Here is a 16,099-nt window from a genome sequence, read left to right as displayed (position 1 = left end):
GCAAGCGACCCGCAACGCCTGACGCGGCCAACCCGGGCAGCAGCCCGCCCAACCGAACGGAACGGCCGGCAACAGCCCGCCCGACCGGAACGAGGGGTGGACCACCCGACAATCAGCCACACCTGAACCCGCACCACACGACGCGGCCGATTCGAGCAACCGTCCGACCAACCGGAACGGTAAAGCGACCACCAGACAACCAACCGCAACTGACCCCGCACCCCCTGACGCAGCCGACCCGGGCAGCAGCCCGCCCAGCCGAATGGAACGGCCGGCGGCGGTCCGCCCGCGGGGCTGAGGCGGACCGCCAGGGGGTAAGGCCCGTTTCGACACAGCCTCAGCCCGCACGCGAACGCGTCACCCGCCCGGCGCAGCAACGCCGAAGGCGAGCGCAGCCGGGCGGATCGCGAAGCGATGTCGCGTTCGCCCCAGGAACGGTCACGCAGCGAGCCGCAAGGCGAGCGAAGTGGGCCGGTCCTGCAATCAACACAGCGAGCCGCTAGGCGAGCGCAGTGGGCCGGGCCTGCAAAAGATCAGTCGCGGGTGAGTTTGCGGTGGGTTACGCGGTGGGGTCGGGCGGCGTCGGCGCCGAGGCGTTCGATCTTGTTCTTTTCGTAGTCGGCGAAGTTGCCCTCGAACCAGAACCAGTTCGAGCCCTCTTCCCACGCGAGGATGTGCGTGGCGATGCGGTCGAGGAACCACCGGTCGTGGGACGTGATCACGGCGCAGCCGGGGAACTCCAGGAGGGCGTTCTCCAAGCTGGAGAGGGTCTCGGTGTCGAGGTCGTTGGTCGGCTCGTCCAGCAGGAGGACGTTGCCGCCCAGTTTGAGGGTCAATGCCAGGTTCAGCCGGTTGCGCTCGCCGCCGGACAGGACGCCCGCCGGTTTCTGCTGGTCCGGGCCCTTGAAGCCGAAGGCGGCGACGTAGGCGCGGGACGGCATCTCCACCTGGCCGACCTTGATGTGATCAAGGCCGTCGGAGACGACCTGCCACACCGTCTGCTGCGGGTCGATGCCGCCGCGGCCCTGGTCGACATAGGAGACCTGGACGGTCTCGCCGAGCCGGAGTTCGCCGGCGTCCGGCTGCTCCTCGCCCACGATCATGCGGAAGAGGGTGGTCTTGCCGACGCCGTTCGGGCCGATGACGCCGACGATGCCGTTGGGCGGCAGGTTGAACGACAGGTCGTCCATCAGGATCCGGTCGCCGAAGCCCTTTGTCAGCTTGTCCGCGACGATGACCGTGTTGCCCAGGCGCGGGCCCGGCGGGATCTGGATCTCTTCGAAGTCCAGCTTGCGGGTCTTGGCGGCCTCGGCGGCCATCTCCTCGTACCGCTCCAGACGGGCCTTGCTCTTCGTCTGCCGCGCCTTCGGGTTCGACCGCACCCACTCCAGTTCGTCCTGGAGGCGCTTCTTGCGCTTGGCGTCCTTGTTGCCCTCGACCTTCAGCCGGTCGGCCTTCTTCTCCAGGTACGTCGAGTAGTTCCCCTCGTACGGGAAGCAGCGGCCCCGGTCGAGCTCCAGGATCCACGTGGCGACGTTGTCGAGGAAGTACCGGTCGTGGGTGACGGCCAGGACGGTTCCCTCGTACTTGGCGAGGAACTGCTCCAGCCACTGGACGCTCTCCGCGTCGAGGTGGTTGGTGGGCTCGTCCAGCAGCAGCAGGTCGGGTGCTTCGAGCAGGAGCTTGCACAGCGCCACGCGGCGCCGCTCACCACCCGACAGCTTCGCCACCTCGGCGTCGCCCGGCGGGCAGCGGAGCGCGTCCATCGCCTGTTCGAGCTGGCTGTCGAGGTCCCAGGCGTTGCGGTGGTCGAGCTGTTCCTGGAGTTTGCCCATCTCCTCCATCAGCTCGTCGGAGTAGTCCGTCGCCATCTTCTCGGCGATCTCGTTGAACCGGTCGAGCATCGCCTTGGTCTCGGCGACGCCCTCCTCCACGTTCCCGAGGACGGTCTTCTCCTCGTTCAGCGGCGGTTCCTGCTGCAACATCCCGACGGTGAACCCGGGCATGAGACGCGCGTCGCCGTTGGACGGCTGCTCCAGACCGGCCATCATGCGCAGCAGCGTCGACTTACCGGTGCCGTTCGGTCCCAGGACACCGATCTTCGCGCCCGGAAGGAAGTGCAGGGTGACGTCGTCCAGGACGACCTTGTCGCCATGTGCCTTGCGCACACGCTGCATCGTGTAGATGTACTCGGCCATATTTCAAGCCTAGAGGGTCCCGAGGCGTGTTCTGGGCAATGCTCGGCGGTGGAACGGGTTCAGGGGGTGGGGGTGGCGGGGCCGTCCAGGGCCGGTAGGCAGACGCGGTCGCGGCCGGACGACTTGGCGCGGTAGAGGGCCAGATCGGCGGCGGTGAGGAGTTCCAGGAGGTCATCGCCGTGGGTGCGGAACAACGCGACGCCGACGGACACCGTGACCGTCACCGTTCCCTCCTCCGCGGGGACGGCGAGGCGGCGTACCCGGCCGCGGAGCCGTTCGGCCACGCGGCAGGCCTCGACGGTGTCGGCGCCGGGGAGGAGGACCACGAACTCCTCGCCGCCGAACCGTCCCACCACGTCGTAGTCGCGCAACTGGTGGCCGAGTGTGCTCGCCACTCCGACGAGCACCTGGTCGCCCATGAGATGGCCGTGTGTGTCGTTGACCCGCTTGAAGTGGTCGATGTCGATCAGCAGGAGCGCGACCGCGCCGTTGGTGCGCTGGGCCCGGGACAGTTCGGTGTCGGCCTCCCGTTGCCAGGCCGTCGCGTTCAGCAGCCCGGTCTTGGCGTCCGTCCGCGCGGCGGCCTGGAGTTGCTGGTGCATCAGGCTGCGCTGCAGAAGGACCACCGGTGGGAGCGCCAACGCCAGCAGGCCCAGTGACAGCGCGCTCGTGATCGCCACGAGGCTGCCGACGCACAGCTCCACGACGTCCAGCAGGAGGCTCTCCCGGTTCCACAGGACGTCCCGCCAGCGGCTCTCGGGGTTGGCCGCGTGCGCCGCCACCGCGACGATCGCCGTGTTCACGACGGTGAACAGCGTGGCGCACCCGACGGCCGCCGGAATGCCCGGATACGCGTCGACGACCCATTGCGGCGCGCCCTCCAGGGGTTCGGGCACCACCAGGTGGAAGACGATGGACGCGCACGCTCCGGCGATGCCGTACGCGCCCGCGACGAGCACGCGGCGGTAGATCATGGTCCGGCGGACGCGGAACTGGAGCAGCGCCTGGATCGGCACCGGTATCAGCAGGGCGTATACCGGGGGAAGCAGCAGCGCGACCGGCAACCACCACGCGGACAGCAGATCTCGTGCCACGCCCGCCGGCATCCCGAGCCGCCGGGTGGCCTCGATGCACACCGCCCCGCACACCAGCAGGGCCACGAACGCGGTCACATCGTCGGCCCGCGGCGTCGTCGTGAGCAGCCCCACGACGGTCAACCCCAGATGGACGGCCACGATCGCCGGCACATAGATCACGAGCAGGGACGGACGCCCCAGTCGCGCTCGGGGCCTGGGCCTGCGAGCCAGCTCCCCACCACGGTCCTCGGCGGACGACTGCACTGCCGTCATCCTTCCCCCTTACGCGCATCACGTTGTGTAACACGATAGTTGCAAGGTGTGCGGAAGGAGCGTGAAACAGGTACCTTCGGGAAGGCACATGCGCGTGACCGGCTGCGTCACCACGCATCGGGCCCCGCAGATGCGCGGCCCAGGCACGTCCTGAGGGGGATGGCAGCATGCGCGGCGTTTCCTGGATCTGACCAGGCCGCACAACTCCACCAGAGGCGAAGCCGCCCCGCGACGGCGACTCCGTCACCCGCCCACGCACGCACCCCCGGGTCGTGGTGGGTGTGTCAGGCGGCTTTGGGTTCTTCCTGCTCTGTGGGGGCGGCGAGGGCCCATTCGTCGGCGGTGTCGCGGGCCAGTTGGCGGTCCTCGTCGCTGAGGGGGCCCCCGCGCTGGACGGGGCGGAAGTCGACGGTGCCACGGACGAGGTCGGGGCCGAGTGTGGTGGCCTCGATCTCGGCGGAGAACCGCCACTGGCCGTCACGCTCGTACTGCCGGATGCGCAGGCGGCCGGTCACGAGAACCGGGGTGCCGCGCTGGAACTCGGACGCGTTGACGTTGTCGGCCAGGTGCCGCCAGCAGTTGACGGTCAGGAACAGGGTCTCGACGTCCTGCCACTGGCCGGTCTGCCGGTCGTAGCGGCGAGGCGTGCAGCCGACCCGCAGGGACAGGAACGGGGTTCCGTTGGTCGTGACGGCGTAGCGGGGTTCGGCGGCGACCCAGCCGGTGACGGTGATGTGCGCCTCGTTCATCGTTACCCTCCGTTGTCTCGCTGTGACGAGTCCAACGATGCCGGGCGGGGAGCCACCGGCGGGCACCAAGGCGAGAATGTGGATAACTTCGCCGTGTCTCGGAGTGGCGGGAGGTCCTCCGGAAGCGTCTCGCTGGTGATCGGGAGCGACGGCAGCGGCACGACCAGCAGGAAATTCCAGATGCCAGGTCGGAGCGGTCCGCGAGCGGGTGGCCGTGAGGCCCGGACCCGGCGACGCACCGGGTGCCCGGCCGGCCCCGACCCGGCGCGCGCTGCGAAGCGGTCTCGGGTCGGCCGGCTGCGCGGCCTTCTCCCGGGCCATGGCCTTCACATCGGCCTTGGCCGCGAGCTGCGCCCCCGGAACCACCACGCCCATGACCACCACCCCGACCCTGCGCCAAACCGCCCGCTACGACGCGCTGTGCCTGGACATCGACAACGGGCCCGACTGGACCGTCACCCCCGGCAACGCCCGCCCACCCTCCACGGGACGGCGCGACGGTCAGCGCGATCAGTACGGGCACGGCGCCCGCCAGGTAGGTGCCGACGGCGGGGATGCCGCTCGCCCTCGCCGTGATGGACGTGTGCGGCGCCCCCGCCCTCACCCACCGGGTCGTCGCCTCCCAGCGAGCTGGACCCCCGACGACACCGACGCCCTCCACACCCGACTTCTCGGCTAGGCCGTTGAGATGTCAGGTGGCCTGAGCGCGGCCGGTGGCCACAGCGACGTCGTCGCGGAAGGTGATGTAGGTCTGGAGTTCCTCTTCGATGGGGACGATGACCTTTTCGTGGGCGACGCGTTCGATGCCGGCGCGCATGTGGTGTTCCATGTCGTCGCCGTGTTTGGCGGATGACAGGGCGACCAGGTTGCGGCAGGCCGCCGCGGTGAGCCAGCCCATGCCGAGGGCGCATATGACCAGGACGGCGACGTAGGGGATGAGGCCGGCGTCCGCGACGAGGCGGCTGGAGCTCTGGCCGCCCGCGTCCAGGAGGCCGTAGACGACGAGGAGGCCGATCCACGCGACGCTGAGGACGGCGACCAGGACCAGGAAGAACTGCCACGTCTTGACCAGCCACCACCAGCGCGGCACCTGGTTGAACGTGGGCAGGGCCTGCTTGAGCGACTCGCCGAGGGCCTCGGGTACCTCGGTCGCGTGGGAGCGGGCGGCGGCGCGGACGGAGCGGGCCCAGTGGGCGGGGAGTTCCGGGGTGATGCCCTCCGTGACGGCCTGGAGGGCGTTGTCGACGTCGCCCTGCTGGGCGCCGATCGGGCCGGTGAAGGCGTCGCGGAGTTCCTCGCGCAGTTCGGTGAGGCGCATCCGGCGCAGCGGGTCGGAGCGCAGCCGGGCGATCAGCGCGGCGACGGGCCAGCCGACGAAGTCGCAGGCGCGCAGTTCGTAGGCGCTCTCCATCGCCTCGGCGACGGCGGGGGCGCCGGCGGCGTCGGTCAGGGCCTGGACGAGGTCGCCGCGGCGGCCGTCGTCGACGGTGGTCGGGGGTTCGGCGTCGAGACGGTAGGCGGCGAAGCGTTCGGCGACCCGGTCGACGTCCGCGGACAGCCGTTCGGTGCGGGCGCGGCGGGCGGCGACGGTGTCGACGAGGATGTCGCGGAAACCGTAGACGCCGTCCTCGGCGACGGCGGAGGTCGTCACGATGCGGGGGTCGGCGAGCCCTTCGGCCTCCAGCAGGCGGCGCAGGTCGGCGACGCAGTCGTCGATCTCGTGGGGCGCGAGCCGGTCGACCTGGTTGAGGACGATGAGGGAGACGCCGGTGTGGCCGGCGAACGGGACGATGTAGTTGCGGTGCAGCGCCGCGTCGGCGTACTTCTGCGGGTCGACGACCCACACGAGCAGATCGGCGATCTTGACGAACCGGTCGACCTCGGCGCGGTGCATCGCCTGGACGGAGTCGTGGTCGGGCAGGTCGATGAGGACGAGGCCCTGCAGGCTCGCCTCGGCGCGGTTCAGGTCGAGGGCGCCGGCGCGGGCGTAGCGGTGGCGTTTGTCCACGTCCAGCCAGTCGAGCAGGGGGCCCGCGCCGTCCAGACCCCAGACGCAGGCGTGCGCCTGCGACGTCATCGGGCGGCGCAGCCCGGTCGGCGACAGTTCGAGGCCGCAGATGGCGTTGAACAGGGACGACTTGCCGCTGCCCGTGCCACCGGCGAGGGTGACCACGGTGTGCTCGCCGGACAGCCGCAGCCGCTGGCCGGCCCGGTCGAGCAGGGCTCCGGCCTCGTCCAGGACGGGCTGGTCGAGCCGTCCCCCGCCGACCTGGACGAGCCGCTCCAGGCCGCCCAGGCGGGTGGTCAGTCCGGCCGGGCCCGCGGAGCCGGGTCCGGACGTGGTGAGGGGCGCGGCGCCGCCGGCTCCCGGCGGCACGTTCGCGGGGATGGCCGAGGTGGTCATCGGGCGACCTCGAGGTTGTAGGTGGCCTGGTACAGCTGGACGGAAACGGTCTCGTCGGGGATGCCCGCGGAGTCGAGCACCTGACCGAACCGGATGGCCTCCTCGTCGAACAGCATCCCGATGCGGCTGCGCAGGTCGGCGCGGGCCTTGGCGCCCATGCCGCGCAGCGACTCGGCGCCGAACAGCGCCTTCAGCAGCCGTTGCGGGACGGCGCTGTTGCCGCCCTCGACGGCCACGTCCGACGTGCCGTAGCCGAGCAGCCCGATCATCAGGACGAGGGAGACCGCCTCGGTGTCGAACGACACCAGCTTCGCGACGGAGCGTTTGGTGACGCCCTCGGTGCGGATCAGTTCCTGGACGTGGTCCTGCCAGGAGCTGACGGCCCGGGTGACACGGCGCGACAGCTCCGGGGAGACATGGGCGAGTTCGGTGTCCGCCGCGGCGAGGACCTGTCGGCCGGCCGGATGGTCGCGCCAGCGGGCGATGACCTGTTCGGCGCCGTGCTCGGCGGACGCCATGATCAGCGATTCGAGGCCGCTGCGCAGCGCCGCCTTGAGCGCGCGGACGCGGGTCGGGCTGCGGCGCCTGCGGTTGGCGGACCGGCCGCGCCGGGGCCGCTGGACGCGCAGCGATCGTTGCAGGTCGCCGGTGGCGGCGAAGTCCTGCCAGCGGGCGAGGACCTCGCCGCGCAGCAGGGAGCCGTTGCGGGTGGCCTCGTCGAGTTCGGCGAGCGCGGTGCCGTAGCCGGCCTCGACCTGCGCGGCCAGTTCGGCGCGCTGCTCGACCTGCGCCTCGACGTGCCGGGCGAGTTCGGGGACGCGGGTGCGGAAGCTGTCGAGGACGGCGGCGAGGGTGTCACCGATGACGACCTCGCGGTCCTCGGCGTCCTCGGCGACCCCGGTGAGCCAGGTGCGCAGCTCCTCGACGGTCTCCTCGGGGAGGCGGCTGTCCTCGATCCGGGTCTCGGGGATGGTGAAGCGCCGCGCTTCGCCGACCTCGTGCTCGTCCAGCATCGCGCCGAAGTGCTCGATGACCTCCTCGCCCTGGGGGCCCGCGCCCGGCGGGATCCGGGACAGGACGACGCCGATCGTCGCGCCGTTCTCCTTGGCCCGCCGGATCATCTGCCACACCTGCGCGTCGGCGTAGCGGGCGGCGGTGGTGACGCAGAGCCACAGGTCGGCGGCGGCCATCAGCTTGGTCGCGAACTCGAAGTGGTCCTCGAAGACGGAGTCGAAGTCGGGGCTGTCGAGCAGGGCGAGGCCGGGTGGCAGGACGTCGCTGGTGATGACGACGAGCTGGTCACCGGCGATGGCGTCGGGCGCGGGGCCGCGGACCCGTCCCATCCCGGGCAGCAGCGGGCCCTCCAGGTACCACCGCGCGTGGTCGGGGTGGCAGACCAGGATCGGGCTGCTGGTGGTGGGGCGCAGCACGCCGGTCGCGCTGACCCGGGCGCCGACGAGGGTGTTGACCAGCGTCGACTTCCCCGCGCCCGTGGATCCGCCGAGGACGACGAGCAGCGGCGTCCCGGCGGCCTGGATGCGGGGAAGGACATAGTCCTGGAGCTGGTCGCGCAGTTCGTCGCGCGCCTCGCGGGCCTCCTCGACGCCCGGCACGTCCAGCAGGAGGTCGAACGCGCCGAGGTGCTCGCGCAGGTTGGTGACGGCCCGGATCAACTGGCCCTGGTGCACGGTGCCGCCGCCCGCCCCGGGGTTCTTCCTTCCCTGGCCCGGTCGCGTGTCCTTTCCCGGCCGGGGGTCGTCGCCGGAGTCGTCGGCCTGGACGGGCGGCGCGGGTTCGGTCGACGGCGGTTCCGTGGTGGGGCGCGCGTAACGGCCGCGTCCGCTCCCCTTGGCACGCTCGCGGGCCCCTGCGGTGGTCTGGCCGTCGTCGGGCCGCGCGTCCGCGGTCTCGCCGGGGGCGGCGGAGTCGTCGGTGCCGGTCGTCTCGTCGTGGATCGCGCTCTGCTCTGCGGGGGGTGTCACGGATCCCGTCCCATGTCCGCTCGAATCATGTCGATCTCTCGTGCCACGTCGACCACGTCGCCCACGACGATGATCGCCGGGGGCCGGACCGCGGCGGCGGTCATCGCGTCGGCCACCGTGTCCAGCGTCGCCGTCAGCGCCCGCTGCCCGGGGAGGGTACCGTCCTGGATCACGGCGACCGGCGTGTCGGACGCTCGACCATAGCGCATCAGGGCCGCGGCGATCAGGGCCATGCGCTCCACGGCCATCAGCAGGACGATCGTGCCCTTCGCCCGGCCGAGCGCCGACCAGTCGACCGTCGAGTCGGGATGGTCGGGAGGGACGTGCGCGGAGACGACGTGGAACTCCTGGGCGACGCCCCGGTGGGTGACCGGGATCCCGGCGGCGGACGGGACGGCGACGGCACTGGTGATGCCGGGCACGACCGTGACGGGCACGCCGTGCCGGGCGCAGTACAGGGCCTCCTCGCCGCCGCGGCCGAACACGAACGGATCTCCGCCCTTGAGCCGGACGACGAACCGTCCCCGCCGCGCGTGCTCGACGAGGTGTTCGTTGATGCGGTCCTGCGCGACCGTCCGCCCGTAGGGGATCTTGGCGGCGTCGATCACCTCGACATCGGGGGCCAGCTCGTCCAGCAGGCCGGCGGGGGCGAGCCGGTCGGTGACGACCACGTCGGCCATCGCGAGCAGCTGCCGCCCGCGGACGGTGATCAGCCCCGGGTCGCCGGGGCCGCCGCCGACGAGGGCGACGCCGACGGGCTTGCGCCGCGAGTGCCGCGATTCGAGGGCGCCGTCACGGAGGCCGTCGACGACGGCGTCGCGGATGCCGGCGGCGCGCCGCGGGTCGCCGCCGAGCAGGACCCCGACGGTCGCGTCCCCCGCGTGGCCGCTGGCGGGCGTCCAGGCGGGCGAGGCCTCGGCGTCGTCGGCCCGGACGGACCAGATCCGCGCCTCCTCCGCCTCGGCGACCACATCGCCGTTGACCTTGGAGTCGTCGGTGACGGCCTGGACGAGCCAGGCCCCGGCGCAGTCGCCGGCCCGGTAGGGCCGCCGATGCCAGGTGATCTTCCCGCGGGCGGCGAGGTCCTCCAGGGAGGGCGTGACCTGAGGGGACACCAGCACCACCTCGGCGCCCGCGTCCAGCAGCGCGGGCACGCGGCGCTGGGCGACCCGGCCCCCGCCGACGACGAGGACGCGCCGGCCGCCGAGTCGAAGGCCTAGCAGGTACGGGGGCACGTGGTGGTTCTTTCGATCATTGGTGCGGATCATCCTGCCGACGCCGCCGGCGGACAGGTGGCTTCGTGGAACAACGGTACTCGTGTTCCGGAGTGCATGGAGAGGGCCAAGGGCCAGTCGATAGCCGAGCGTGACATCTTCCGTGATCGTTCGGTTACGGGCGCTCGGCGTCCTTGCCGCTGACGCCCGCCGAGTCGAAGGTGGCGACCTCGTGCAGGACCCGTACCGCGCCCTGGACCAGCGGCAACGCCAGCAGGGCGCCGGTGCCCTCGCCGAGCCGGAGTTCCAGGTCGACCAGCGGCCGCAGGCCCAGCGAGGTGATCGCGGCGCCGTGGCCGGGCTCGGCCGAGCGGTGTCCGGCGACGCACGCGCCGACCGCGTCCGGGCACAGCGCGGCCGCCGCCAGCGCGGCCGCCCCGGCGATGACGCCGTCGAGGACGACGGGAACGCGCAGCGCCGCGGCGCCGAGGACGAACCCGGCGAGCGCGGCGTGCTCCAGACCGCCGACCGCCGCCAGGACCTCCAGGGGGTCGGCCCCCTCCCCCGCGGGCAGTCCGTGCCGGGCCAGGCCCGTGCGGACGATCTCGACCTTGTGGGCGTGGACGGCGTCGTCCACACCGGTTCCGCGGCCGGTGACGCGCTCGGGCGGCAGCCCGGTGAACGCGGCGATCAGGGCCGCGGAGGCGGTGGTGTTGGCGATCCCCATGTCCCCGGTGATCAGGCAGCGGTGGCCGGCCGAGACCAGACCGCGGGCCACGTCGATGCCCACGGCCACGGCGCCGCGGACCTCGTCCATGGTCATCGCGGGGCCGAGGGTCAGATCGGCGGTGCCGGGCGCGATCTTGCGGCGGAGCAGTGCGGGGGCGGGCTCCAGGTCGGCGGCGACACCGACGTCGACGACGGTGACCGCGGCGCCGACCTGGGCGGCGAAGGCGTTGACGACGGCGCCGCCCGCGAGGAAGTTGGCCACCATCTGGGCGGTGACCTCCTGCGGCCACGGGGTGACGCCCTGGGCGTGGACGCCGTGGTCGGCGGCGAACACGGCGACGGCGGCGGGTTCGGGCAGCGGCGGCGGGCAGTGCCCGGCCAGCCCGGCGAGCTTGATCGACACCTCCTCCAGGACGCCGAGGGACCCGGGCGGCTTGGTGAGGCGGGCCTGGTGGTCGCGGGCGTCCCGCATGGCGGCCTCGTCCAGGGGCGCGATGGCGGCGATGGTCTCGTCGATCGGGTTCATGGTTCCTCCGTCAGATGCCCAGGTCACCGAGCACGTCCAGCAGAGTGTCGTTGGACGCCCTGTCGCGTACGGCGACGCGCAGCCAGTCGGTGCCGAGCCCGGGGAAGGTGTCTCCGCGCCTGACGGCGTAGCCGCGCTGCCTCAGCAGGGCCCTGAGGCCGAGGGCGTCGGGCACGCGCAGGCAGAGGAAGGACGCCCGCGCCTCCGGCACGACGTAGATGCCGCGCGCGGTGAGTTCGGCGGCCAGCCGGTCGCGTTCGGCGGCGAGCTCGACGGCCCACGCCTCGGCCTCGGCGACGGCGTCCGGGGCCGAGCACGCCTCGACGGCGACGAGCGCCGGGGTGGACACCGCCCAGAGCGGCTGCGCCTCGGCGAGCCGGCCGACGAGGTGGGGGTCGGCCAGGACGTATCCGGCGCGGAGCCCGGCGAGGCCCCACGTCTTGGTGAGGGAGCGGATGACGACGACGCCCGCGGGCAGCCGACCGGTCAGGGTCTCGGGTTCGCCCGGGACGCAGTCCATGAACGCCTCGTCGACGACGACGGTCCGGCCTGGCCGGGCCAGTGCGGCGATCGTGTCCGCGGGGTGCAGCACGGAGGTCGGGTTCGTCGGATTGCCGATCACGACGAGGTCGGCGTCGGCCGGGACGGCGGCGGGGTCGAGCGTGAAGTCCTTGCCGAGGATCATCCGCCGTACGGGGTGCCCGGCGGCCCTGAGCGCCGCCTCGGGCTCGGTGAACTGCGGGTGGACGACCACCGCGGCGCGCGGCGCGAGGACCCGGGCGAGCAGGACGAACGCCTCCGCGGCGCCGGAGGTGAGCAGTACCTCGTCCGCGGACCTGCCGTGCCGTCTGGCGACCGCGCGCCGGGCCGGCCGCGGGTCGGGGTAGGCGGCGAGGTCCGCGACGGACGCGCGGAGCCGCTCGGCCAGCCAGGGCGGGGGCGTGCCGGTCCGGACGTTCACGGCGAAGTCGGCGAGCCCGCCGCCGACCTCCGCGTCCCCGTGATGCCTCAGATCGATGTCCGGGTCGCCGTCCGGGGAACCGGTCATGGGCGTACGGACGGTCAACTGCGCCTCCTGGGTCGCTTCCGGGCCGAACGGTCAGGGTTTCATGGCTTGCTCGGAATTACGTCCTTTGTACTGGTCCTGTGGCGGGATCGTCGGGGTCGCCGGGCAGGGCGGGGATGGTCTCGACGGGACGGATCGTCCGGGACGCGGGACGGCCCGGGGCGGGAACGTCCCGTTCTCCCCAGACGACGATCACGGGGGCGCCGGGCGGTCGGGAGGGTTCGGCCGGCTCGGCGGGCTCGGTCAGCGGGGTGGCCTGGAGTCGGACCGCCGACGCCGTGTAACCGTGCTCGACCAGCACGTCCAGCATCGGTTCCGCCGTGGCCGCGTCGGACACCACGGCGACGAGCCGGGACGGATCGAGAGCGGCGCACACCCGGAGGGCGTCCGGTCCACCCGGCCCCGCGAAACCCGGCCCGACGAACACGGCGTCGGGTGCGGGCAGGTGACCGGCGGTGGACCGCACGTCCCCCGAGGCCATCGCGACCTTGACGCCGTGCAGCCGGACGTTCGCCCGGATCCGCTCGCACGCCGCGTAGTCGCGGTCGACGGCGACCACGGCCGCGCCGAAGCGCGCGCATTCGATGCCGACCGAACCGTCGCCGGACTCGACGTCCCACACCATGTCGCCGACGCGGGGGCCGAGTTTGGCCAGGACGAAGGCGCGGACGTCCGGACGGAGCCCGTCCCCGCCGCCGAAGGCGTCGGCGGGCAGCGCCCACCCGGCGGGGCCGGGCGCGGCGCCGGAGATCCAGGTCGGTTCGCCGAGCGCGTGCCGGTTGTCCAGGACGAGCACCACGACGGGGTCGTTCCACGGACGGGTCGTGGCCTCCGCCGGACGGACGTGGACGACCCGCTCCTCGGGCCCGTCCAGGTCCTCGCAGACGATGAACGAACGTGGGGTCACCGGGAACAGGGCGCGCGCCAGTTCCGCCGGTCCCGCACCGGGCCCGGTCAGCACCGCCACCTTCGGATGGGCCCGGCACACGTTGACGGCCTGCTTCAGGTGACCGTCGCGGGCCGACACGACGAGCGCGTCGTCCCAGGGCAGCCCCGCCTGGGCGAAGGCCCGTGCCACCAGCGGCACGGCGGGCACGACCTCCGGGGCGTGCCCCTTCTCGAGCAGCACCCGCAGGACTCCGAAACAGCCGGGGTCGCCGTCGACGACGAGCACGACGTCCTGGTCGGTGACGTCGACGTCCTGGAGCGCGTCGACCGGGTCGTCGGTGACGACCTTCTCCGCGTCCGGCGCCGACGGCAGACCGTCCAGCCGCCCCGGCTCGCCGATCACCACCGTGGCGCTCTCCACCGCCGCACGGGCCGCCTCGCTGAGGGACGAACCGGTGCGGCCGACGACCGTCAGCATCGCCTACACCGCCACTCGCCTACCGGGCCATTCGCCCGAACATGCCGACCATGCGCTCACCCGCCGGATCGACCAGGACAACCTGCGCGGCGACCCCGCCGTTCGCCCCGCCGTTCGCCGGGCCGTTCGACGCGTCGTTCGCCGAGCCCAGGGCCGCCGCGGCGAGACGCTCCAGTTCCCCGGCCGTCCGGCGGCACAGTTCCCGGCCGCACGGACCGAGCCTCCCGGCGGCCTCCCACAGGTCGTAGACGGCCCGCGCCGTCGCAGCCGCGGCCACCTCGGCGGCGAGCGCGCCGCCCCCGTCCATGTCGAGGGTGATCGAGACGAGGACGCCCGGCACGCCGCCGAGGATCCGGGTCTGGTCCTCCACGCCCGCGACCAGGACGACCCGCGTGGATCCGTTCTTCGTCGCCTTCGCGACCGCCTCCCCCACCGCCTCGGGCAACGGGATGAAACACGCGTCCGGCAGCCCCGGCAGCATCCGGCGGGCCGCCTCGCCCGCGCCGTCCCCGTACAGGACCAGCGTTCCCTCCGCGGTGATCATCAGAAGCGTCCCCGCTCGTCCCCGGCCGGCCTGTCGGGGGCCGCCGGGTCGGTCGCGATCCGACTGAAGACGATCATGTCCTGCCGCACTCCTCCCGCATCGCGTTCGGCGCCCCGAGCGACGCCCTCACGCACGTATCCGGCCTTCTCGGCGACGCGGACCGACGCATGGTTGGTGACCATGGCGCGCAGTTCCACGCGGAACAGCCCGCATTCGCGCAGCGCCCAGCCGGTGACGAGCGAGAGCGCCTCGGTGGCGTGGCCGCGTCCGCGCGCCCCGGGTCGCATGCCGTACCCGACCTCGCACGTCAGATGGTCCCAGTTCACCGTGAACAGTCCGATGGTGCCGAGCAGGTCGCCGCCGTCCCTGCCGATCGCCGCCAGATGGATGCCGAGGCCGTGGCGCTGGACGTTGTGGACGCCCTCGCGCAGGAACCAGGCGATGGGCTCGGCCTCCAGCACGCCCGGGAAGTTGGGCGGCAGGAAGTCCTCCCCGGCGCGGAGCACCTCGATCAGCGCGGCCGCGTCGTCGAGGCCGAAGGGACGCAGTACGAGTCGTTCCCCCTCCAGGCGGACATCGCCCGTGAAGGCCCTCACGCGTCCTCCCCTCCGCAGGCGTCGACCATCCTGCCGGCGAACCAGGGCGATCCCGCCCAGTGCAGATGAAGGTAGGACGCCACGCAGCCGCCCTGCACGAATCCCACGGGACCGGACCGCTCCCACTGCCAGGCCGCCGTCTCCCCGTGGACGGGTTCGGTGACCGTGCCGTGGAACTCGTGTCCGCGTACCCGTTCGCCCGCGCGGGCGACGACCGAGTCGGCCACCGCCACCGCGGCACGATAGCCCAGCGTCAGCCGCGAGGCCATGGTCGCCTTCACTCCGGCCAGGACGCCGCACATGGGCGCGCCGTCCAACTCCCGCGCCAGATACAGCAGGCCCGCGCATTCCGCGTACACGGGCCGGGACGCCTTCCCGAACGCCGCAAGCTCCCGGCGCAGGGGTTCGTTGGACGAGAGTTCCGCCGCGTGCATCTCGGGGAAGCCGCCGCCGATGACGACGCCGCTCGTCCCTTCGGGGAGCCTCTCGTCTCGAAGCGGGTCGAACCGGACGACGTCGGCGCCCGCGGCGGTGAGCAGTTCCTCGTTCTCGGTGTAGCCGAACGTGAACGCGGGCCCTCCGGCGACCGCGATGCGCGGCCGCCCCGCCGCCCTCCCCCGGACGGCGTCCGCCGGGTCCCACGGTTCGGCGGCGAGCGGCGGGGCCGCGCGGGCCCGGGTGAGGATCGCGTCCAGGTCGCAGGACGCGGCGATCAGGTCGCCGAGCCGCCGGACGGTCCGGACGGCGTCCGCGTGCCGTTCGGCCGCCGGGACGAGCCCGAGATGCCTGGACGGTGCCGCCGCGTCCTCGTGGTGGCGGAGCGCGCCCAGGACGGGCAGGCCCATCTCCTCGACGGCGTCGCGGCAGATGCGTTCGTGACCGTCCGAGCCGAGCCGGTTGAGGATGACACCGGCGACCTCGACCGTCCCGTAGGAGCGGAACCCGTGGACGAGCGCGGCGACCGAACGTCCCGCGGCCGTGGATGCGTCCACCACCAGGATGACGGGTGCGCGGAGCAGGGTCGCGATGTGGGCCGTGGACGCGAAGTCACCGCCACCCGCCGAGTCGGACGGTCCGGGGGCGCCGTCGTACAGACCCATGACGCCTTCGACGACGGCGATGTCCGCGGCGTTCGCGCCGTGCAGGAACAGCGGCAGGACACGTTCCTCGGACGTCAGCCACGGATCGAGGTTCCGTCCGGGGCGTCCGGTGGCGAGCGCATGGTAACCGGGGTCGATGTAGTCGGGCCCGACCTTGTGGGGCGAGACCCTCAGGCCGCGGGCCGCGAACGCGGCCATCAGCCCCGTCGCGACGGTCGTCTTGCCGCTTCCCGTGGAGGGCGCGGCCACGACGAGCCGCGGAACATGTACCACGTG

13 protein-coding genes are annotated in these 16,099 nt (G+C 72.8%); 1 reads left to right on the top strand and 12 read right to left on the bottom strand.

Going from position 1 to position 16,099, the window contains the following annotated elements; all coding sequences use genetic code 11:
• Positions 1-533: 533 nt before the first annotated feature.
• From ettA to BZB76_RS12545, 3 genes are all read right to left on the bottom strand, one after another.
• The gene (gene ettA / locus BZB76_RS12555; RefSeq protein WP_121434421.1) at positions 534-2,198 is read right to left on the bottom strand and encodes an energy-dependent translational throttle protein EttA; all 1,665 of its coding nucleotides are present in this window, start codon (positions 2,196-2,198) and stop codon (positions 534-536) included.
• Between the two features lie 59 nt (positions 2,199-2,257).
• On the bottom strand, positions 2,258-3,547 hold the full coding sequence (locus tag BZB76_RS12550) for a sensor domain-containing diguanylate cyclase (protein ID WP_121434420.1): 1,290 nt from the start codon (positions 3,545-3,547) through the stop codon (positions 2,258-2,260).
• 284 nt (positions 3,548-3,831) lie between these two features.
• Complete coding sequence (locus BZB76_RS12545; RefSeq protein WP_121434419.1) at positions 3,832-4,296, bottom strand: single-stranded DNA-binding protein; 465 nt, start codon at positions 4,294-4,296, stop codon at positions 3,832-3,834.
• Positions 4,297-4,669: 373 nt separating this feature from the next.
• Between BZB76_RS12545 and BZB76_RS35275 the strand changes: the two genes are divergently transcribed.
• Positions 4,670-4,975 carry a hypothetical protein gene (locus BZB76_RS35275; protein WP_211342958.1) on the top strand — a complete coding sequence of 102 codons (306 nt, stop codon included), beginning with the start codon at positions 4,670-4,672 and terminating at the stop codon, positions 4,973-4,975.
• A 12-nt stretch (positions 4,976-4,987) separates the two neighbouring features.
• On the opposite strand, the gene BZB76_RS12535 is transcribed toward BZB76_RS35275, so the two are convergent.
• From BZB76_RS12535 to BZB76_RS12495, 9 genes are all read right to left on the bottom strand, one after another.
• Positions 4,988-6,700, bottom strand: coding sequence for a GTPase family protein (locus BZB76_RS12535; RefSeq protein WP_121434418.1), 1,713 nt, complete (start codon positions 6,698-6,700; stop codon positions 4,988-4,990).
• Positions 6,697-8,682: a dynamin family protein gene (locus BZB76_RS12530; RefSeq protein ID WP_246006901.1), complete on the bottom strand. Its 1,986-nt coding sequence runs from the start codon at positions 8,680-8,682 to the stop codon at positions 6,697-6,699. Before BZB76_RS12530 ends, BZB76_RS12535 begins: the two co-directional genes overlap by 4 nt.
• Positions 8,679-9,917 (bottom strand): uroporphyrinogen-III C-methyltransferase, encoded by a 1,239-nt coding sequence (cobA, locus tag BZB76_RS12525; RefSeq protein ID WP_246006900.1) that lies wholly within the window; start codon positions 9,915-9,917, stop codon positions 8,679-8,681. The genes BZB76_RS12530 and cobA overlap by 4 nt, the downstream gene beginning before the upstream one ends.
• A 154-nt stretch (positions 9,918-10,071) precedes the next feature.
• On the bottom strand, positions 10,072-11,151 hold the full coding sequence (cobT, locus tag BZB76_RS12520) for a nicotinate-nucleotide--dimethylbenzimidazole phosphoribosyltransferase (protein ID WP_121434416.1): 1,080 nt from the start codon (positions 11,149-11,151) through the stop codon (positions 10,072-10,074).
• A 10-nt stretch (positions 11,152-11,161) separates the two neighbouring features.
• Positions 11,162-12,199: an Rv2231c family histidinol phosphate aminotransferase CobC gene (gene cobC / locus BZB76_RS12515; RefSeq protein WP_121434415.1), complete on the bottom strand. Its 1,038-nt coding sequence runs from the start codon at positions 12,197-12,199 to the stop codon at positions 11,162-11,164.
• 76 nt (positions 12,200-12,275) lie between these two features.
• Positions 12,276-13,583: a precorrin-6y C5,15-methyltransferase (decarboxylating) subunit CbiE gene (cbiE, locus tag BZB76_RS12510; RefSeq protein ID WP_121434414.1), complete on the bottom strand. Its 1,308-nt coding sequence runs from the start codon at positions 13,581-13,583 to the stop codon at positions 12,276-12,278.
• 19 nt (positions 13,584-13,602) lie between these two features.
• On the bottom strand, positions 13,603-14,127 hold the full coding sequence (locus BZB76_RS12505) for a hypothetical protein (RefSeq protein WP_121434413.1): 525 nt from the start codon (positions 14,125-14,127) through the stop codon (positions 13,603-13,605).
• Entirely contained in the window at positions 14,127-14,723 is a 597-nt protein-coding gene (locus BZB76_RS12500; protein WP_121434412.1) for a GNAT family N-acetyltransferase, read from the bottom strand. The genes BZB76_RS12505 and BZB76_RS12500 overlap by 1 nt, the downstream gene beginning before the upstream one ends.
• Complete coding sequence (locus BZB76_RS12495; protein ID WP_121434411.1) at positions 14,720-16,096, bottom strand: cobyrinic acid a,c-diamide synthase CobB; 1,377 nt, start codon at positions 16,094-16,096, stop codon at positions 14,720-14,722. Before BZB76_RS12495 ends, BZB76_RS12500 begins: the two co-directional genes overlap by 4 nt.
• Positions 16,097-16,099: the final 3 nt, after the last annotated feature.

The organism is Actinomadura pelletieri DSM 43383, assembly GCF_003634705.1.
In the GTDB taxonomy this organism is placed as follows: Bacteria; Actinomycetota; Actinomycetes; order Streptosporangiales; family Streptosporangiaceae; genus Spirillospora; species Spirillospora pelletieri.
Note: the sequence above shows the minus strand (reverse complement) of the source record. Positions and strands in the feature narration are given on the sequence as shown.

Excerpts from the sequence above, each read along its gene's own strand:
- BZB76_RS12545 (WP_121434419.1), bottom strand. The coding sequence starts at position 4,296 with ATGAACGAGGCGCACATCACCGTCACCGGCTGGGTCGCCGCCGAACCC.
- cbiE (WP_121434414.1), bottom strand. The coding sequence starts at position 13,583 with ATGCTGACGGTCGTCGGCCGCACCGGTTCGTCCCTCAGCGAGGCGGCC.
- BZB76_RS12535 (WP_121434418.1), bottom strand. The coding sequence starts at position 6,700 with ATGACCACCTCGGCCATCCCCGCGAACGTGCCGCCGGGAGCCGGCGGC.
- BZB76_RS35275 (WP_211342958.1), top strand. The coding sequence starts at position 4,670 with ATGACCACCACCCCGACCCTGCGCCAAACCGCCCGCTACGACGCGCTG.
- cobC (WP_121434415.1), bottom strand. The coding sequence starts at position 12,199 with ATGACCGGTTCCCCGGACGGCGACCCGGACATCGATCTGAGGCATCAC.
- cobT (WP_121434416.1), bottom strand. The coding sequence starts at position 11,151 with ATGAACCCGATCGACGAGACCATCGCCGCCATCGCGCCCCTGGACGAG.
- BZB76_RS12550 (WP_121434420.1), bottom strand. The coding sequence starts at position 3,547 with ATGACGGCAGTGCAGTCGTCCGCCGAGGACCGTGGTGGGGAGCTGGCT.
- ettA (WP_121434421.1), bottom strand. The coding sequence starts at position 2,198 with ATGGCCGAGTACATCTACACGATGCAGCGTGTGCGCAAGGCACATGGC.
- BZB76_RS12505 (WP_121434413.1), bottom strand. The coding sequence starts at position 14,127 with ATGATCACCGCGGAGGGAACGCTGGTCCTGTACGGGGACGGCGCGGGC.